At 58.1% G+C, this 19,277-nt stretch carries 16 protein-coding genes and 1 other RNA gene; 9 read left to right on the forward strand and 8 right to left on the reverse strand.

What is annotated here, in order from left to right; translation table 11 throughout:
- Positions 1–60: 60 nt before the first annotated feature.
- An RNA gene (gene ffs, locus AC1DCP_RS00175) (signal recognition particle sRNA small type) lies at positions 61–157 on the reverse strand.
- 65 nt (positions 158–222) lie between these two features.
- On the opposite strand from ffs, the gene AC1DCP_RS00180 reads away from it, so the two are divergent.
- Positions 223–651: an HIT domain-containing protein gene (locus tag AC1DCP_RS00180; RefSeq protein WP_161986907.1), complete on the forward strand. Its 429-nt coding sequence runs from the start codon at positions 223–225 to the stop codon at positions 649–651.
- The gene (gene nudC / locus AC1DCP_RS00185) at positions 651–1,613 is read left to right on the forward strand and encodes an NAD(+) diphosphatase (protein WP_003514323.1); all 963 of its coding nucleotides are present in this window, start codon (positions 651–653) and stop codon (positions 1,611–1,613) included. The genes AC1DCP_RS00180 and nudC overlap by 1 nt, the downstream gene beginning before the upstream one ends.
- A gap of 15 nt (positions 1,614–1,628) precedes the next feature.
- On the opposite strand, the gene AC1DCP_RS00190 is transcribed toward nudC, so the two are convergent.
- Positions 1,629–2,504: a prephenate dehydratase gene (locus tag AC1DCP_RS00190; protein WP_065688474.1), complete on the reverse strand. Its 876-nt coding sequence runs from the start codon at positions 2,502–2,504 to the stop codon at positions 1,629–1,631.
- A gap of 11 nt (positions 2,505–2,515) precedes the next feature.
- Positions 2,516–3,271 carry a 3-deoxy-manno-octulosonate cytidylyltransferase gene (locus AC1DCP_RS00195; protein WP_065688451.1) on the reverse strand — a complete coding sequence of 252 codons (756 nt, stop codon included), beginning with the start codon at positions 3,269–3,271 and terminating at the stop codon, positions 2,516–2,518.
- Between the two features lie 150 nt (positions 3,272–3,421).
- Here AC1DCP_RS00195 and AC1DCP_RS00200 point away from each other — a divergent pair, with 150 nt between their 5' ends.
- Positions 3,422–3,994 carry a c-type cytochrome gene (locus AC1DCP_RS00200; RefSeq protein ID WP_003514328.1) on the forward strand — a complete coding sequence of 191 codons (573 nt, stop codon included), beginning with the start codon at positions 3,422–3,424 and terminating at the stop codon, positions 3,992–3,994.
- Positions 3,995–4,073: 79 nt separating this feature from the next.
- Here the strand turns inward: AC1DCP_RS00200 and AC1DCP_RS00205 are convergent, their stop codons facing one another.
- The 3 genes from AC1DCP_RS00205 to AC1DCP_RS00215 all read right to left on the reverse strand — a co-directional run bounded on the left by AC1DCP_RS00205 (position 4,074) and on the right by AC1DCP_RS00215 (position 8,005).
- Positions 4,074–4,802, reverse strand: coding sequence for a sugar transferase (locus AC1DCP_RS00205; RefSeq protein WP_003514330.1), 729 nt, complete (start codon positions 4,800–4,802; stop codon positions 4,074–4,076).
- 302 nt (positions 4,803–5,104) lie between these two features.
- The gene (locus AC1DCP_RS00210; RefSeq protein WP_112153156.1) at positions 5,105–7,408 is read right to left on the reverse strand and encodes a transglycosylase domain-containing protein; all 2,304 of its coding nucleotides are present in this window, start codon (positions 7,406–7,408) and stop codon (positions 5,105–5,107) included.
- 138 nt (positions 7,409–7,546) lie between these two features.
- On the reverse strand, positions 7,547–8,005 hold the full coding sequence (locus AC1DCP_RS00215) for a YbaK/EbsC family protein (protein WP_019564557.1): 459 nt from the start codon (positions 8,003–8,005) through the stop codon (positions 7,547–7,549).
- 480 nt (positions 8,006–8,485) lie between these two features.
- Between AC1DCP_RS00215 and AC1DCP_RS00220 the strand changes: the two genes are divergently transcribed.
- Positions 8,486–8,695, forward strand: a complete 210-nt coding sequence (locus AC1DCP_RS00220) for a cold-shock protein (protein ID WP_003514335.1) — start codon at positions 8,486–8,488, stop codon at positions 8,693–8,695.
- A gap of 414 nt (positions 8,696–9,109) precedes the next feature.
- On the opposite strand, the gene AC1DCP_RS00225 is transcribed toward AC1DCP_RS00220, so the two are convergent.
- Both AC1DCP_RS00225 and AC1DCP_RS00230 read right to left on the reverse strand, forming a co-directional pair.
- A complete protein-coding gene (locus AC1DCP_RS00225) occupies positions 9,110–10,501 on the reverse strand; it encodes a dipeptidase (RefSeq protein ID WP_065688449.1) in 1,392 nt (463 codons plus the stop codon).
- Positions 10,502–10,740: 239 nt separating this feature from the next.
- The gene (locus tag AC1DCP_RS00230) at positions 10,741–11,175 is read right to left on the reverse strand and encodes a MarR family winged helix-turn-helix transcriptional regulator (RefSeq protein WP_003514340.1); all 435 of its coding nucleotides are present in this window, start codon (positions 11,173–11,175) and stop codon (positions 10,741–10,743) included.
- A 414-nt stretch (positions 11,176–11,589) separates the two neighbouring features.
- On the opposite strand from AC1DCP_RS00230, the gene polA reads away from it, so the two are divergent.
- The 5 genes from polA to AC1DCP_RS00255 all read left to right on the forward strand — a co-directional run bounded on the left by polA (position 11,590) and on the right by AC1DCP_RS00255 (position 19,094).
- A complete protein-coding gene (polA, locus tag AC1DCP_RS00235; protein WP_476774109.1) occupies positions 11,590–14,577 on the forward strand; it encodes a DNA polymerase I in 2,988 nt (995 codons plus the stop codon).
- Positions 14,578–14,662: 85 nt separating this feature from the next.
- On the forward strand, positions 14,663–15,382 hold the full coding sequence (locus AC1DCP_RS00240) for a DUF1868 domain-containing protein (protein ID WP_112153158.1): 720 nt from the start codon (positions 14,663–14,665) through the stop codon (positions 15,380–15,382).
- Between the two features lie 193 nt (positions 15,383–15,575).
- Positions 15,576–15,761 carry a 50S ribosomal protein L32 gene (gene rpmF, locus AC1DCP_RS00245; RefSeq protein ID WP_003514347.1) on the forward strand — a complete coding sequence of 62 codons (186 nt, stop codon included), beginning with the start codon at positions 15,576–15,578 and terminating at the stop codon, positions 15,759–15,761.
- 163 nt (positions 15,762–15,924) lie between these two features.
- Complete coding sequence (locus AC1DCP_RS00250) at positions 15,925–17,751, forward strand: sensor histidine kinase (protein WP_065688446.1); 1,827 nt, start codon at positions 15,925–15,927, stop codon at positions 17,749–17,751.
- Positions 17,748–19,094, forward strand: coding sequence for a sigma-54-dependent transcriptional regulator (locus tag AC1DCP_RS00255; RefSeq protein WP_019564551.1), 1,347 nt, complete (start codon positions 17,748–17,750; stop codon positions 19,092–19,094). Before AC1DCP_RS00250 ends, AC1DCP_RS00255 begins: the two co-directional genes overlap by 4 nt.
- The last annotated feature ends 183 nt before the right edge of the window (positions 19,095–19,277 follow it).

The following is a 19,277-nucleotide window of genomic DNA, read 5'->3' on the forward strand; positions in this document are numbered from 1 at the left end:
ACGCAGGGGCCGCTTTCAGGCTGAACCGGCCCGGCGAAAGCTGAGCGGAATTTAAAAAGGGTGGGAGGCTGGCACGGCGACCCGTGCCTGGCTCGTTAGGGCTGCTTCCTTCCGGACCTGACCCGGTTGGCGAGTGGCTCGTCCACCACCAACCTCCCGGGGCCACATATCGGCAATATCGAAAGCAAATGCAAGCCAAGCCTTCAAAAAACTGCTATCACAATGAAAACAAACATGGAGGACGCCTTGGAGACATTCCGGCTGGACGACAGGCTGGCGCGCGACAGTGCGCTTGTAATGCGTTTGGGACTATGCGAGCTGCGTTTGCAGAACGACAGCCGCTGGCCCTGGCTGGTGCTGGTGCCACAGAGAGGCGGCGCCAGCGAGCTGTTCGATCTTACTCCGCTCGATCAGGCCGTGCTGACGTTCGAGACCAATCTCGTCGCCTCCGCGCTGAAGGACGTTACCGGGGCCACCAAGATCAATGTCGGCGCGCTGGGCAATATCGTTCGGCAACTTCACGTCCATATTATCGCCCGCAACGAAGGCGACACCTGCTGGCCCGGCCCAATCTGGGGTCACGGGACGCCAGTGCCCTATGGCCCGGGCGAAAAGGAATCCTTGATGAAAAAAATATCCGGCGCGCTCTGATGATATCAATGACTATTTTCGAAACCACTGCTCCCCATCCCGAAGCAAGCCTGCTGACAGCCTTTTCCAAGAACGCCCTCAACCGATTCGCCGAGAAGCGGACGGAAGACTGCGTTGCCGATGCGCTGAAAGTCGATGGCACCCATATTTTTGCCTTCTCCGGCAACCGGCTTGTCCTGAAACATGACGAACAGGTCATAGATCCCCTGTTTTCCGCCTATGAGCTGGCGGAATTGCAGCCGGATTTCGACAATGCCGTTCTGCTTGGATACCGCGAAACCGGCGAACCGAGAATTGCGGTGCCGGTGGCCGTCACGGAAGACACGCTGGCGAGCCACTACAAGCTGGCCGATGCCCGCACCCTTTATCGCGATCATCTTCTCGATGAGGAGTTGCTGAGCGAGGTTGCCCAGGCCGTCAGCCTTACGCACTGGAATGCCGACAACCGCTTCTGCGGACGGTGCGGCGGCACGATGGAATTGCGTATCGGCGGCTACAAGCGCATATGCGCCGCCTGCAATCACACCATTTTTCCCCGAACCGATCCCGTTGTCATCATGATGACGATCGATATCGAGCGCGATCTTTGCCTGCTCGGACGCGGCGCGCATTTTGCGCCGGGCATGTATTCCTGCCTCGCCGGTTTCGTGGAGCCGGGCGAAACGATCGAGCAGGCCGTGCGCCGCGAGACGCATGAAGAATCCGGCGTCGAAATCGGCCGCGTGCGCTATCACGCTTCCCAGCCCTGGCCGATGCCGCACACGCTGATGATCGGCTGTTATGCCGAGGCTCTCTCGTTCGATATTTCCCGCGATGAGATCGAGCTGGAGGATTGCCGCTGGTTCACGCGGGCGGAGGTGGCCACGATGCTGGAGGCTGCTGCGGGCGAGGGCTTTTCCGCGCCTCCGGGCGGTGCCATCGCGCACCGGCTGATGCGCGACTGGGTGGAATGGACGAAATGAAGATTTGCGGCAGGCTCAGCTCTGGTTGAGCTTGCCGCGCATCGCATGACCCTTGTAGACGCCGAGAATTCGGACCTTCTCGGAAAAGAAGCGCAGCTCGTCCAGCGCGTGCCGCACCGGCTCGTCATCCGGATGGCCTTCGATATCGGCATAGAACTGCGTTGCCACGAACCTTCCGCCGAGCTGGTAGCTTTCCAGCTTCGTCATGTTGATGCCATTCGTCGCGAAACCGCCCATTGCCTTATAAAGCGCCGCCGGAATGTTGCGGACATTGAACACGAAGGTCGTGACGATGGTTTCATCTGGTGCTTCGCCTTGGGACTGGCGTTTGGCCCAGTTCTCATCGCGCGAAAGAATTACGAAACGGGTGATGTTGTTTTCTGAATCCTCGACATTTTCAGCCATGATATCAAGGCCGTAGAGACCGGCGGCAAGACGCGGTGCAAGCGCTGCCATGCTGCGATCACCCTTTTCAGAAACCAGTTTCGCCGCTCCGGCCGTATCGCCGGCAACGACGGGCTTCCAGCCGTTGGAACGGATGATCTTGCGGCACTGGCCAAGCGCGTGGATGTGGCTGTGAACGGTGCGGATCTCGTCTTTCTTCACGCCCGGTATAACCATCAGCTGGAAGCGGATCGGCATGAAATATTCACCGATGATGTGAAGGCGTGATTCCGGCAGCAGATGATGGATATCTGCAACGCGACCGGCCAGCGTGTTCTCGATCGGGATCATGCCGAGATCGGCTTCGCCGTTTTCGACGGCATTGAAAGCATCCTCGAATGTCGGGCACGGCAAAGGCTCCATATCCGGGAACATGTCGCGGCATGCCATGTCGGAATTCGCGCCAAATTCGCCCTGAAAGGCAATACGGTTTGTGCTCAAGGTCATGGAATTATCCATCAGAGGGTTCGGTTTGCGAGAATAGTGCGGGCTTTTTCGAGATCGTGCGGCGTATCAACGCCAAGCGGCACGGAGTGAACGATTTCGGCATCAATACGCATGCCCGCTTCCAGCGCGCGCAATTGTTCCAGCCTTTCGCGCTTCTCGAGTGGCGAAGGCCGAAGCCTCACGAACGTTTCAAGGGCGGCGCGGCGATAGGTATAAAGGCCGATGTGATGATAAAGCGGTCCGTCGCCATAGGGCGCAGTCGCGCGGGTAAAATAAAGCGCGCGCAATCGCGTCTCGGAAAGCGGGCTGCCAACCACTTTCACCACGTTCGGATTGGTCTTTTCTTCCTCGTCGGTGATCTCCACCGTCAGTGTGGCAATGTCGACGGCGGCATTTTCCAACGGGCGCAACGAGGCGCGGATCGTTTCCGCTTCGATGGTCGGAAGGTCGCCCTGAACATTGATGACATATTCGGCGTTGCCATAGGGGTCGGCCTTCTGCAGCGCCTCGAAAATGCGGTCCGAACCGGATTGGTGATCATCTCGCGTCATCATTACGTCGAAACCGGCATTTTTTACGGCTGAAAATACCTGTTCGTCATCGACTGCAACGACGATGCGCGTCGCGCCAGCTTCACGCGCCCTGAGTGCAACCTGCACAATCATCGGTTTGCCGCCAATATCCGCGAGAGGCTTGCCCGGAAGCCGTGTCGATGCCATCCGCGCCGGTATAAGGACGACAGCTTTCTCGAATTCCCGATTCTTCATCCGACACCCTTCAAATCCCAACCGAAAAGTGTCAAAACGTCACGGAGTGGGGAATATTATTCAAGTTGCGCAGGCTGTGCAAAAGCCATAGCTTTTGAATAATTTCAAGATGCCCGGTTATATGGAGCGGATGCGAGGGAGCGCATATAGATGAATTCTTATGTAAATATGGGCGTTGGGGCGTTGCTGGGCACGGTTTTCGTTCTGATGTCGGTGTCAATTGCGTCTGAGGGCATTTTTCATGCGCCCACCCCGGAAAAGGAAGGTTACGCCATCGTCGCGGAAGCGAGCGGCGGCGAGGCTGCAGGCGAACCCGCTGCAGCGGCAACCCCGATCGCGAAATTGCTCGCCAGCGCGGATGCTGCCAAGGGTGAGGCGGTCTTCAAGAAGTGTACGAGCTGTCATACCGGAGAGAGTGGTGGTGCAAACAAGGTCGGCCCCAATCTCTTCGATATCGTCAACCGGCCGATCGCCAGCCATGCGGGTTTCAGCTACTCCGCAGCAATGAAGGATTTCTCCAAGGGCGGTTCCGTGCACTGGGATTACGATCATCTCAGCTACTTCATCGAAGCTCCCAAGAAACACGTTCCCGGCACGGCCATGGGCTTTGCGGGTGTGAAGAAGGAGACGGAACGCGCCGATCTCATCGCTTATCTGCGCACGCTGTCGGCAAACCCGGCGCCGCTGCCGGATCCGGCTGCGGCTCCCGTGCCGATAAACTGACGGAATATGGTGATTTCATAAGAAAAGCCCGGCATCGCTGCCGGGCTTTTTTGATTCTATCTGTCTGATTTCTGAAAGATCAGAAACCCTTGCCGCCGCGCAATTCGGAAATGACCGTTCCGATCATGATCTTGATATCCAGCCAGACGGAAAAATTGTCGACGTAATAAAGATCGGACACGATGCGGGCACGCGCCTTGTCACTGCGATCCGTCGGGCCGCGCAAACCCCGCATCTGGGCAAGACCGGTAATGCCTGGTCGCATCCGGTGCCGCAGGTGGTAGTGGGGAACAAGTTCCTCATAAAGACGGCCGGCGGCCAGCATGCCGATGGCATGGCAGCGCGGACCCACCAGCGACATGTCGCCTTTCAAGACGTTGATGAGCTGTGGCAGCTCGTCGACATTTGTGCGGCGAAGCACGGCGCCGATCCGGGTTATCCTCGGATCGTTCTTTACCGTTTGCGCCACGCCGGTGGCATCGCCCAGTTCGGTCCGCATCGAGCGAAATTTATAGACCCTGATCTTTCGCCCGTTCATGCCCCAACGGACTTGTGAGAACAGGACCGGCCCTTTGCTGTCGAGTTTGACCAGCGCCGCGACGGTCAGCAATACGGGCGCGAGTGCGACAAGGGCGATGGACGCCCCTGCAATGTCGATCGTTCTTTTGAGCACAAACTGGCTGCGCAGGAACACCGATGTGTTGGTTTCTGAAATGGAAGGTTGTGTTTCCGCCGCGTCGAAAGTGACAGCCGCAGGATAAGGGGCGCCGTAAAACACGGCATGCGATGAGCTTTTAGTACCCAGCATAATATGAAGCCCTGAAAAGTTATTTTGAAACAAGAAAATTAATTTATATGAACGATTAATAATTCATTTACCGTAAAAAGTCATCCGAAATGTAATCGTTTTTGCGCAAATAGCAATCTACGGTTAACGTGGATGCACGCATATGTTGCAAACACAAGTGCGGTCTCCGCTCTTGGCTGCGTTGGTTGCCCATTCGGTGTAATCAAGTCTTTGGAAAATTGAGTATTTGCGGGAAAGGCGACAGGATCGTTGCCTGCCCATCGCTTGGCGGGTAACCGGCGAGCCGATTACCCAAAAGGCAATTAATTTCCCATCAGAATATCAAGAAGGGTCGTCTGCTTCGGCCCGGAAGTTGCCGGCGCCCGGCCGCCGATATCGGCTGGCGGCACAGGTCCATTGTCGGCTGAATAGCCGGGTTCGATATCGCGGGAAGGGATGTTTCCAGGCGGCATGGGGACGCCCGGCTGACCAGCGTTTGGCGAGACGGGCGCTTCGGGATAGGCTCGAGTGTTTGTCGTTCCGCCGCCGCCGAGAGCATTGGAAATGATGTCGCCGATGGAGGAGGGCGCGCTCTCGGGCGCCGGTTGCTGTATTTCGCCAAGCGGCGGCACGCCGCCTGCGCCGAGACCGAAGAGCGGCGATGGCGAGAGCCCGGAATGGGCGGCGGTCATGAAATCTTTCCAGGCCTTTGCAGGCAAGCCGCCGCCGGTGACCTTTTTCATCGATGTGCCGTCGTCTTTGCCGAACCAGACGCCCGTTGTCAGGTTGCTTGTGTAGCCGACAAAAAGCGCGTCGCGGAAAGACTGTGTCGTGCCGGATTTTCCCGCTGCCTGCCAACCCTGGAGGCGGGCGGCTTTCCCTGTTCCTTCGGTGATGACGCGCGACAACATGCCGTTCATCGTCGCGGCGATCTCCTCGCTCAGCACGCGGGGCGGGTTGTCGTATCTGTTTTCATAAAGCACCTTGCCGTCGGCATCGGAGATGCGTTTGACGATATGCGGCGTCGCCTTGTAGCCGCCATTCATGAAGGGAGCGTAGGAGGCGGTCAGCTCCATCAGCGACACTTCCGAGGTGCCGAGTGCGATGGAGGCGTTGTTCTGCAGCTCCGATTCTATGCCCATGCGATGCGCCACCTGCGTCACCCGCTCAGGACCGACTTCCATCACCAGCTGCGCGGCGATCGTGTTCAGTGAATTGGCAAGCGCAGTGGCAAGCGTCACTTCGCCACGATATTTCTTCTCGTAATTTTCCGGTGTCCAGTTTCCGATGCGGACCGGCCCGTCATTGCGAATGGTACTGGGGGTCAGACCCGATTCGAGCGCGGCGACGTATACGAAGGGTTTGAACGCCGATCCGGGTTGCCGTTTCGCCTTGGCAGCCCGGTTGAACTGGCTTTCGGCATAATCCGCCCCGCCGACCACGGCCCGGATTGCGCCTGTGCCATCGATGGAAACGAGAGCCGCTTGCGAAGCGCCCTGCTTTTTACCATCACCCTGGAGAACATGGGTCAGTGCTTTTTCGGCGTCGCGTTCAAGATTGGGGTCGATGGTCGTATCGACGACGATGTCCTGCTTGACGTCGCCAATCAGGCCACGAACTTCCTCCATCACCATATCGGCAGCGTAATGTTCGGCACCGGACCAGAAACGTTTGGCCTTGGTCGGCGGCTGCGACATCGCGGTCTTGATCTCGTCATCGGTGATGAACCCGACATCGCGCATGGATCTCAGAACGACCTGCGCCCGCTCCTCCGCCGCCTGCGGGTCGCGCGCCGGTGAGAGGCGCGAGGGGGCCTTGAGAAGTCCGGCAAGCGTTGCCGCCTCGCCAAGATTGACGTCGCGCGCGGATTTGTTGAAGTAGCGTCTGGAAGCGGCTTCGACGCCAAAGGCGTTGGAACCGAAATAAACGCGGTTGAGATACATCGCGAGGATCTGGTCCTTGGTGTATTTATGCTCCAGCCAGAAGGCCAGCAGCACTTCCTGCACCTTGCGCTCCAGCGTCCGGTCCTGTGAGAGGAAGAGGTTTTTTGCCAGCTGCTGCGTCAGCGTCGAGCCGCCCTGCACTGTTCGTCCCGTCATCACATTGGTCACGATGGCGCGGGCCAGGCCGAGCGGATCCACACCGAAATGGGAATAGAACCGCCGGTCTTCGATCGCCATGACCGCTTGTGGAAGGTAGGGCGACATGTCTTCAAGCGCGAGAGCCTCGCCACCCGTGGTGCCGCGATTGGCAAGCACGCTGCCGTTCACCGAAACGATCTTCACATTCGGAGGGCGTTCGGGAATGGTCCAACTGCTGGCACTCGGCATGCGCGCGCCGTAATAAAGGACAAGACCGGCAACGCCGATACCGCCCCAGATGCCGAGCACGATGCACCAGTAAACGAGGGACCGGATAAAGCCTGTTGCGCCACCGCCGGAACTGCGTGTGCGCTTTTCCTTTTTTTGCGGTTTGGCGCGGCCGGATGTGGACTTCGGTTTTCTGGCGGGCTGCTTTGCGGTTCCGCCAATGCGCTCGCTGGCATCAAGACGCAGATCGTCACCGGATTCGTGGAAATCCCCGAAGGAAGGCTCTACCCGATCGCGTGATTTACCCTTGCCTGCCATCCAGCCGAAGTCGCTMCTTATATTCGCGAAACCGTTCGCACTTCAGGCTTCTATGCCTGCGCGATCCTTAATCCAGGATGAAGAGTTTAAATGCGGCAATTTAAGGCGGGGTTAAGTCCTCGCCGGATCAAATCGGCGTCATTGGCAGACGTCGACCCATTCCGCTCCCGTCAGTCGTGCCATCATGTCAGGCGAAATCCTCACCGCCGCATTGGTGGCACCCGCTGCCGGAACCACCTCGGGATAGTTTTTCAGGGATATGTCGCAAAACACCGGAAGGGGCGAAGGCAATCCGAAAGGACACACGCCGCCGACGGGATGGCTGGTAACCGCAACGACTTCTTCCGCTCCGAGCATGCGCGGCTTGGCGCCGAAATGATCGCGGAATTTACGATTGTCGAGCCGTTTCGTGCCGGCGGCAACGACGAGAAGAATTGTGTCGCCCGCCTTCAGGCAGATCGTTTTGGCAATCTGGTCGGGATCGACGCCGTGCGCTTCGGCAGCCAAAGCGACTGTCGCCGAACTCGTTTCCGTTTCGATAACGGTCACTTCGGGGGAATTCTCGGTGAAAAACGCTCTGACGGATTCGATGGTCATGCGTATTTATTAGGCGGTATGCCAAGAGGCTTCAAGGTGTCGCGAAATAGCTATGCGTTTTATGCAATGCTGCGCTGCGATGAAACGTCTGTTTTTTGAGCGGAGATCCTGTATCTTCAAATCATCGAAGCGACGCACTCCTCCTCCCAGCGTCGCCCGATTGGACTGACAATACTCCTCCTCCCAATTGTCAGTCAGTTTCAAGAACCCGGCGCACCTCCTCCCGCGCCGGGTTTTTGCTGTTTAAGGCCTTGTTTCCCGCGACTTTCATTTGCCGACGCTTCACAAAAATCGCCGGGCTTTTTCAAAGAAACTTGACTTTCAGGCCCTTCCAACCTAGGTGTTCGCGCATCGATATTTGTTTGACGACCAGAGCTTCGGCGCCTTTTTTAGGTGCACACGACGATCTTTCCTTCAAATTCGACCCAAGACCGCACTGCGCGCAGTGCAAATACAATTTGCCAACGGAAGGAAATCGTTATGGCGACTGGTACAGTAAAGTGGTTCAACGCAACCAAGGGCTACGGCTTCATTCAGCCTGACGACGGTTCGCAGGACGTATTCGTTCACATCTCCGCCGTTGAGCGCGCTGGTATGACCTCCCTCAACGACGGTCAGAAGCTCTCCTACGAGCTGACGCAGGACCGTCGCTCGGGCAAGATGTCTGCAGGCGAGCTCGTCGCTTCCTGATAAGCGGCTTGGCCTGAACGGGTCATTCGCATGAATATGAAAGGCCGGATTTTTCCGGCCTTTTTCTTTTGGAAGGTGTACCGGGTCCGGCCGCTCTTGAAAAAGCTGGAGTGCATACCAATATAGGGTTCACAGTGCTCCGCACGGAATTGTCAGGCTGGTGCTTTTAAAGTGCCGCTGTTGTTGCGTTAACCAAAGATTAACCAAAGCAGCCGATCCTGATCGTGAAAAGCAGCGTCGACTTTGTTGGCGCGCTCTGGAGCATCGGACCGTTTGAACGCTTTGACCACGGATGTACTGGCACTGACGAAAAACGGATGGAAAGGTCGGGCTTGCCCGGCCTTTTTGTTTTGAACCACCAAAATATAAGAGAACGGGGAGGCATCGGGTAACCGGCGCCTCCTTTCTTTTTGACTACTTCGCGGCCAGGGCGTCTAGAATGCGGATCCAAGAGCGGATGCCCTTGTGGAACGACTGCAGGTCATATTTTTCATTCGGCGAATGAATGCGGTCATCGGTAAGGCCGAAACCGACGAGCAGCGAATCCATGCCCAGCATCTTCTGGAAATCGCCGACGATGGGGATCGAGCCCCCCATGCCGATCACGACGGCAGGTTTGGGCCACTCTTCCGAAAGCGCGTTTTTCGCCTTCGTCAGCACTGGCGAATCATAGGAAAGCTGGATAGCCGGCGATGCACCATGCTCGTGAAATTCCACCGAGCAATCGGCTGGAATTTTGGAGCGGACATAGTTCCGGAAGATCTCGCGGACCGCTTTCGGGTCTTGCTCTCCGACGAGACGGAAGGACACTTTAGCAGAGGCCTTTGCGGCGATAACCGTCTTGAAGCCGTCGCCGGTATAGCCGCCGATGATGCCGTTGACTTCCGCCGTTGGACGAGCCCAGGTCTGCTCCAGCACGGAGCGGCCCTTTTCGCCCGATGGAATCGAGAGGCCGACTTCGCCGAGGAAGGCTTCGGCGGTGCGGCCCAACGTCTCCCAGGAAGCCTTGATGTTGGCGGGGGTTTCTTCCACGCCGTCATAGAAGCCGGCAAGTGTCACGCGGCCGGTCTCATCATGCAGGCCGGCGAGAATATCGGTCAGGATGTGAATGGGATTTGCGGCCGCACCACCGAAAAGGCCCGAATGCAGGTCGCGGTCGGCCGCCGTGATTGTGATTTCCTCGCCGACCAGGCCGCGAAGGGCGGCGGCGATGGCGGGCGTATCGCGGTCCCACATGCTGGTATCGCATACCAGTGCATAATCGGCCTTCAGCTCATCGGCATTGGCGTCGAGGAACGGCTTCAGCGAAGGCGAACCGGATTCTTCCTCGCCCTCGAAAAGAATGGTGACGCGCACGGGCAGACTGCCATTGACTGCCTTATAGGCCCGGCAGGCTTCCACGAAGGTCATCAGCTGACCCTTGTCATCAGCCGTTCCACGCCCGGTGATCACCTGCCGGCCGCCGCCGATATCTTTCACGGCGGGTTCGAACGGATCGTTTTCCCAAAGATTTAGCGGATCGACCGGCTGCACGTCGTAATGGCCGTAGAAAAGCACATGCGGCGCGTCTTTTGTCGCGGCGTCGTGATGCGCCACCACCATTGGATGACCGGCCGTGTCGCGAACGGAAGCCGCAAAGCCCAGTGATTCAAGCGTTCTGACCAGCCATTCCGCCGCCTTGCGGCACTCCGCCTTATAGGCGGGGTCCGTGGAAATGGACGGGATGCGCACCAGTTCGAACAATCGCTCGAGGCTGGAGGTGAGGTTGTCGTCGGCCGTGGAAAGAATGGGGGAAACGTCTGTCATCGCTGATCCTGTCATGTCTGTCGCAACCCGGCGATGGACGAAACATCCTGGTATCGCGCATCGCGTGGGAACAAGGGGCTGACGTGTCGTTGAATCGGCAAGCGCGCAGCCGCCGGAACGATAGAGCAGTTCAGGAAAAGTGCGAAGTGGTTTTCCGCCTAAACTGCGCGGAAACAAAACCTTGGAGGCTGCAGGCGATAGAAGGCCAGGAGCAAAGAAAGCGTTTCGAGTTGTAAATGCTATTTCGCTTTTTTGGCGCGGTCGATCGCCCGGCGCATATATTCCAGCAGAAGCTGCTTTTCGAAACGGCGGAAATCCGCCAGCAGCGTATCTTCCGTGGCTTCGGAAGCGGCAATGGCGTTCGCCTCGAGATCCCTGCCGCGCTGGGTAAGTTCGATGATCTGCGCGCGGCGGTCGCTTGGGTGGGATTTGCGCACGATCAGCCCGTCGCGCTCCATGCGGGACAGCGTATTGGCAAGCGTCGCCTGCTCCACGTCGATTCTATCCAGCAATTGCCGTTGCGTCAGTCCCTCCTCATGCCACAGTTCGATGAGGATGGGGAATTGTCCAGGAGAAAACCCCAGCGCGGCGGCTCTCTTCTGGAGCGCCATGGTGAATTCCCTCGCCATTTTTGCGGCGAGATAGATCGCCGATTCGTCCCGGGAAAAACCCATTCATCAATCCGTCTGGCATCTGGTCGGCGCAATCGCGCGATTTCGATAGTGGGATATGTATCGCATGATATGTTTATGCCAGTCAGAAACCCGGCACAAATAAAAACCGCCATGGCCGGGAGGGGACGGCCATGGCGGTCATATAAGAGGACAAAGGCCCGGAGAGGGGGGAAAGGCCTTTGTCCGGTCTGATGCGGCGGGGGACGAGCCTACAATCAGACTACGGCGTGATCAGGCGCCGTCCCCTAAGAAATGTGTGTGCAAATGCGGCTTTTCAAGGGAAAATCTATTACAAATTCGTAAGGTTCACTCGAATTTTGCCGGTGCCTCCAGCGGCTTAGCCCCGTGCGCTTTGCGGTGCGTTGTTTGAACTTTCTGTGGACGTCAAAACGGCCCCGCGCTATCCATATCGCCATGAAAAAAGGCGATCATCTCTTCCTCGTTGACGGCTCCGGTTTCATTTTCCGGGCGTTCCATGCCATTCCCCCGCTGAACCGCAAGTCGGATGGGCTGCCGGTCAACGCCGTTTCCGGCTTCTGCAACATGTTGTGGAAGCTCCTGAAGGATGCGCGCAATACTGATGTCGGCGTCACGCCCACGCATTTTGCCGTGATTTTCGACTATTCGTCGAAAACCTTCCGCAACGAGCTGTACGATCTATACAAGGCCAACCGCACCGCACCGCCGGAAGATCTGGTGCCGCAGTTTGGCCTGATCCGCGAGGCGACACGGGCCTTCAACCTTCCCTGCATTGAGACGGAAGGCTTCGAGGCGGATGACATCATCGCCACTTACGCCCGTCAGGCGGAGGCGATTGGCGCCGATGTCACCATCATTTCTTCCGACAAGGATCTGATGCAGCTCGTCACGGCCAATGTGCATATGTACGACGCCATGAAGGACAAGCAGATCGGCGTTCCCGATGTCGTCGAAAAATGGGGTGTAGCCCCGGAAAAGATGATCGACCTTCAGGCGATGACCGGCGATTCCACCGATAATGTTCCGGGTATTCCTGGTATCGGGCCGAAAACGGCCGCGCAATTGTTGGAAGAATACGGAGATCTCGACACGCTGCTGGCGCGGGCAGGAGAAATCAAGCAGCAGAAACGCCGCGAGAATATCATCGCCAATGCCGATCTTGCCCGCCTTTCCAGACAGCTCGTGGCGCTCAGAACCGATGTGCCGCTGGAGCAGTCTCTGGAAGAACTGGTGCTCGAACCGCAGAACGGCCCGAAACTCATCGCTTTCCTGAAGGCGATGGAGTTCACGACGCTGACGCGCCGGGTAGCTGAAGCCACCGATAGCGATGCCTCGGCCATCGAAGCCGCCAATGTGCCGGTGCAATGGGGCGCTGATGCCCATGGACCAGACCTCGACGCCGCGCCTGCAGTTGCCGCAGCTGATGACAAGACCGCTGTGCCGGCGTCAACCACCGCTCCGGCACGGAAGGTGACAGGGGAGGGCAGTGCGCCCACCGATCTCGCCACGGCACGGCAGACGGTTTTCTCCGCTGCCAAGATCGACACGACCGCCTATACGACGATCAGGGATCTGGCGGAGCTGGATCGTTGGGTTGCCGCTGCCCGCGAAACAGGTGTCGTCGCCTTCGACACGGAAACGACCTCGCTCGACCCCATGCAGGCGGAACTCGTCGGTTTCTCGCTGGCGATTGCCGATAACGGCAAGGATGCCTCAGGCACCGATATCCGCGCTGCCTATGTGCCATTGACGCACAAGACCGGCTCCGGTGGCGATCTTTTCAGCGATGGCATCAGGCTTGCTGAAGGACAGGTGCCGTTTGCCGAGGCGCTGGCACGTTTGAAGGATCTTCTTGAGGATGAAGCCGTTCTGAAAATCGCGCAGAACCTCAAATATGACTACCTGCTGATGAAGCGCCACGGCGTCGTCATGCAGAGTTTCGACGATACCATGCTGATTTCCTACGTTCTTGAGGCGGGAAAAACCACGCATGGCATGGATACGCTTTCCGAACGCTGGCTCGGCCACACGCCGATCGCCTACAAGGACGTGGCGGGATCGGGCAAGTCGAGCATCACCTTCGATTTCGTCGATATTGACAAGGCGACCGCTTACGCCGCCGAAGACGCGGATGTCACCCTGCGGCTGTGGATGGTGCTGAAGCCCCGGCTTGCCGCAGAGCGGCTGACCAGTGTGTATGAGCGGCTGGAGCGCCCTCTGGTGCCTGTACTGGCGCATATGGAGGAGCGTGGCATCACCGTGGACCGACAGATCCTGTCGCGTCTCTCCGGTGAACTCGCCCAGAAGGCGGCTGCTTTCGAAGAGGAAGTCTACCAACTGGCAGGCGAGCGTTTCAACATCGGATCGCCAAAGCAGCTCGGCGATATCCTGTTCGGCAGGATGGGCCTGCCTGGCGGCTCCAAGACCAAGACGGGCCAATGGTCGACATCGGCGCAGGTTCTCGAAGATCTGGCGGCGGAAGGTGCCGAATTACCGCGAAAGATCGTCGACTGGCGGCAGCTGACCAAGCTGAAATCGACCTATACGGATGCGCTTCCCGGATATGTCCATCCGCAGACGAAACGGGTGCACACGTCCTACGCGCTGGCCTCCACCACCACGGGGCGCCTGTCGTCCTCGGAGCCGAACCTTCAGAACATTCCGGTGCGCACGGCGGAAGGTCGCAAGATCCGCACGGCCTTCATCTCCACACCCGGACACAAGCTTCTTTCCGCCGATTACAGCCAGATCGAGCTACGTGTGCTTGCCCATGTCGCCGACATTCCGCAGCTTCGCAGCGCATTCGAAAACGGCATCGACATTCATGCGATGACCGCATCGGAAATGTTCGGGGTGCCGGTGGAAGGCATGCCGTCTGAAGTGCGCCGACGTGCCAAGGCCATCAACTTCGGCATCATCTACGGTATTTCCGCTTTCGGCCTCGCCAACCAGCTCAGCATCGCGCGCTCCGAAGCGGGCGAATATATCAAGAAATATTTCGAGCGTTTTCCTGGCATTCGCGATTACATGGAAGCGACCAAGGCTTTCGCCCGCGAGAACGGCTATGTCGAGACGATTTTCGGCCGCCGCGCGCATTATCCGGAAATCCGCTCCTCCAACCCTTCCATGAAGGCCTTCAACGAGCGTGCAGCCATCAACGCACCAATCCAGGGGTCTGCAGCCGATATCATCCGCCGTKCGATGGTCCGTATCGAGCCGGTGCTGGAGGCGGAAAAGCTTTCCGCCCGCATGCTGCTGCAGGTACATGACGAACTCATCTTCGAAGTCGAGGAAGGGGAAATCGAAAAGACACTGCCCATCGTCGTCTCGGTGATGGAAAATGCAGCCATGCCGGCTATTTCCATGAGGGTTCCGCTCAAGGTGGATGCCCGCGCGGCCGACAACTGGGACGAGGCGCATTGACGGGAATTGACCGGCCATTGACCGATGGGTGTCATTGGTTTGTTGCGTGCGCAGATTAGGGGAAACGTCTCAAAAGGAGTTCCCCATGCACGCCCCGCTCGTTTCAAAAGATCTGGAATCTTTTTCCGCTGCCAGCCACGATCAGCCGCCGCGCCATTTGGGTCGCCGCTATAATACGGATGGTGAATTCCTGCTCGAGCCGGGCAATACCGTGGTTTGCCATCTCGTTGAAGGGTCGAAAACCGAAAGCGCAATCATCGGGACACGCCAGCGTTTTCTGGATATGCCCGAGGCATCGCAGCTCGCCTTCACGCCGGTTTCCAGCCTGCATATGACGGTATTTCAGGGCATTATCGAATATCGCCGTGCATTTCCCTACTGGCCGGAAGATATGCCACTCGATACTCCGATCGACACGATGACGGAGTATTATTGCGATCGTCTGGCGGATTTTCCGGGCCTGCCTGGTTTCAATATGCAGGTGACTGGTCTCAAGCCGACGGGGCTGGTGCTGAAGGGTGCCAGCGCCGAAGACGACCGGATCATTGCGCTGTGGCGGGATACCTTTGCCGAAGCTTTCGGTTATCGGCATCCCGATCACAACACCTACCAATTCCATATTACGCTGGCTTATGTCACGCGCTGGTTCGATCCGGAGTGCCTGCCTCGATGGCAGGCGATGCTGGATGAAGAGCTGGAAAAACTGCGTGCGGCAGCGCCGATAATCGAGATGCGCGCGCCAGCTTTCTGTGAATTCAGGGACATGAACCACTTTAGGGAACTTATGGTTTTTGATAGGAAGTGAAGCATGATTTGCAAAGGCCTGCCGCCCGCCCGTCGCAGCAAACCGGCTTAATCGGAAAAAATGCGCGTCAGGGCTGGTCAAAGCCCGTTTGGGCATGTATAAGCGCGCCAAATTTCCGATATCGAGACACCCGACATTCGGCCTTTGGTTATGGCCGGTTACGTTGTTTCGCCGCTAAAGTGGAGTAACAAAAATGGCTGTACCAAAAAGAAAAACAAGCCCGTCCAAGCGCGGCATGCGCCGCTCGGCTGACGGTCTCAAGGCTTCGACCTACGTTGAAGACAAGAACTCCGGCGAACTGCGCCGTCCGCACCATATCGATCTGAAGACCGGTATGTATCGCGGTCGTCAGGTTCTGACGCCGAAGGAAAGCGCATAAGCTTTCTGAAATAATCTTTACGGAAAACCGRCCCTCGTGGCCGGTTTTTTTTGTTTTCAGGCCGTTTAGCTGCTTTTTTCGGTTACTTGGAAAATCCGATCACTCCTCCTACACTCTGTTCGGGAGAGCAGGTCTGGTGCCTGCAACGGGGAGGGGGGCTTCGGTGAAATATCGCTGGATTTTATTGACGCTGCTCAGCCTCGGCCTCGGTTACGGCGCCGTGACCAAGGGCAGCGGCATCATTGCGGAAAGCTATTTCGGCGAAGTCTCCGATCAGGGCCGCACCACCCTCAGGCTGGCCGTCTCGGCTCTTGGCGGGCTTTTGAGCCGTTTCGAGCCGCTGCCCGCCCTGATCGCCGATCACGACGACATTGAGGAGCTTGTCGCGCATCCGCAGGATGAGGCGATGCGCCAGCGCGCCAATATCTATCTCAAATCCATCAATACATTGCTGGAATCCTCCGACATCTACATCATCACGCTGGACGGAGTGACCATCGCCGCCAGTAACTATGATGGACCCACGAGCTTCGTCGGTGAGAATTTCAGCTACCGTCCCTATTTTCAGGATGCCGTCAAGGGCTTCCCGTCGCGTTTCTTTGCGCTAGGCACCACCTCCCACAAGCGCGGTTATTATTTTTCCGCGCCTATTCTCTTCAACGAGGAGATCAAGGGCGTCATCGTCTTCAAGGTCGATATTGAAGGCATAGAGGCGTCGTTCGGCGATGGTGAAAACCGCATTCTCGTATCGGACCCGGAAGGCATCATCTTCATGACCGGAACGCCGCAGTGGCTTTATTCCGGCCTGATGCCGCTGACACCGGAAAGGCTTGCGCGCACGGCGGCATCCCGGCGTTACGCCAATGCCGACCTGAAGGAACTGCCGCTGAAAAACGGCAATTTCGGCTCTCATCAGTTGATGACGATCAGCCAGAACGACGGTGACCGGGAATATCTCGTCCTGTCGCAGCCGATGCCCGACGCGGGCTGGACGGTCAGCGTGCTGATGGATACCGGCTCACTCAGGACGCAGGTCAAGACGGCGATGATCGCGATCATCCTCTGCCTGTGTCTTGCCGCTGCCGTGGTCGCCGCCATGCTGCAAAGACGGCGGCGCCTGCGTGAACGCCTGACCCACCAGGCCGAAGCTCAGGCGGAGCTGGAGCGGCGGGTGGAGGAGCGCACAGCCGATCTCGCGCGGGTGAACCGTGAGATCGAACACGAAATCGCCGAGCGCCGCCAGACGGAGAAACAATTGCGCAAGATGCAGAATGACCTGGTTCAGGCGGGCAAGCTTGCAGCGCTCGGACAAATGTCGGCAGCACTTTCGCACGAGTTCAACCAGCCGCTCGCAGCCGCCAAGAATTATGCGGAAAACGCCTCTCTTCTCGTGGAACGTGGACGTCTGGAAGAGGTGACGGAAAACCTCAGGCGTATTTCGGGCCTTATCGATCGCATGGCTTCTATCAGCAGGCATCTGAGAAATTTTGCCCGCAAACCCAATGAGAAAATGGCTGCGGTCGCGCTCGATGCTGTCCTTCGCGATACGCTGGAAATTGTTGGAGCACGGCTGAAGGCCGCCGATGCGGTGCTGGATGTTGATCTTGGTCCGGTGCCGCTTGCGGTGAAGGCCGGGCCGGTGCGGCTGCAGCAGGTGCTGGTCAACATCATCTCCAATGCCGCCGATGCGGTGGAAGGGCGCGAGGATCGTCGCATCGCTTTGAAAGCCGTGCTGCACGGTCAGACGGTGTCGATTTTCATTCGTGACCGAGGTCCGGGCGTTCCTCCGGCGATTTCGGAGCGCATCTTCGATCCCTTCTTCACCACCAAGGGCGTGGGCCGTGGCCTGGGTCTCGGCCTTTCCATCACCTACAACATCATCAAGGATTTTGGCGGCCAGCTGCGTGTCAGAAACCATGAAGACGGCGGCGCGGAATTCGAGATCGAATTACCGGCAGCAGCCTATCGTGTGGAGGTGGCGGCGGAATGACCATGTCGCGGGTTCTGTTGATTGATGACGAGGAGGAACTGCGCTTTTCCACCGCGCAGGCGCTGGAACTTTCAGGTTTTGCGGTCACCATGCTGGCGAGCGCCGAACATGCGCTCGAACTCATCGGCTACAGCTTCGATGGCGTCGTGGTCAGCGATATCAGGATGCCCGGCATGGATGGCATGACGCTGCTGCAGAAGGTGCGGGAGCTTGACCCGGAAATACCTGTCATCCTGATGACGGGCCATGGCGATGTGCAGCTTGCCGTCAATGCCATGCGCAACGGTGCTTATGACTTCATCGAAAAGCCCTTCACCCCGCAATATCTCGCCGGCATCATAAAAAGAGCCAACGACCGGCGGGCACTGGTACTGGAAAACCGCCGCCTGAAGGCGGTGGCGGGCAAGCATGACGATCTCGAAACGCGTCTGCCCGGCAGAACCCAGGTCATGGTCGATCTGCGTTACCGCATTCGCGCCATCGGTGCGACGGATGCCGATACGCTCATTGTCGGCGATACCGGTGCGGGCAAGGAAGTGGTGGCGCGCGCACTTCACGATATCAGCGCCAGAGCCAACCGGCCCTTTGTCGCCATCAATTGTGCCGCCCTTCCGCAAACGCTGATCGAAAGCGAGCTGTTCGGCCACGAGGCTGGCGCTTTTCCCGGCGCGCTGCGCCCGCGCTACGGCAAGTTCGAGCATGCCCGCGGCGGCACCATATTGCTGGACGAGATCGGCTCCATGCCCTTTGAATTGCAGGGCCGGTTCCTGCGCGTGTTGCAGGAACGGGTGATCACCCGTCTTGGCTCCAATGAAACAGTCGAGCTCGACGTCCGCTTCATCGCCACCAGCAAGGTCGATCTGGAGCAGGAAGTCGCGGCAGGGCGGTTCCGTGCCGATCTTCTTTACCGCCTGAACGTGGCGACGATTCTCGTGCCGTCCCTCTCGCAGCGCAGTGCCGACATACCGCTGCTTTTCCTGCATCTGGTGCGGGAGGCTGCTGCCCGTTACGGTCGGGAAGATACGGACGTTCCGCAGCATCTACTCTCAGTCATTTCCCTGCGTGAGTGGCCGGGCAATGTCCGGGAATTGCGCAATGCGGCGGACCGTTTCGTTCTCGGTCTGGAAAGCGATGTCTCCGAAACCTCGCTGCCATTTGAGGGCGATGGCAAGGCGGCGCTTGCCGCAAGGGTCGCCGCTTATGAAAAAAGCCTTATTGCGCGCGCGATCGCCGCCCACGGCGGAAATCTGAAATCCGTCTATGAGAGCCTCGGCATTTCACGCAAAACGCTTTACGAAAAAATGCAGAAATACGAGCTCCACCGGCACATGACAGAGGTGTGATGGGTGGATTTCCACCCATGGATGAGCCCGTATGGGTAGAAATCCACCCATTGCTGCCCATGATGGCGATAAAAGCGCGCCTTGCCGCAAGACCGCCGTTGCTGAACGGCAATCCCGGATCGCAAATGGCTCACCCCGGTCGCCATGGAGGAGCATGCGCGGCTGAAGTGGCGAACATTTTCA

This window comes from Agrobacterium sp. 10T429, from assembly GCF_056393925.1.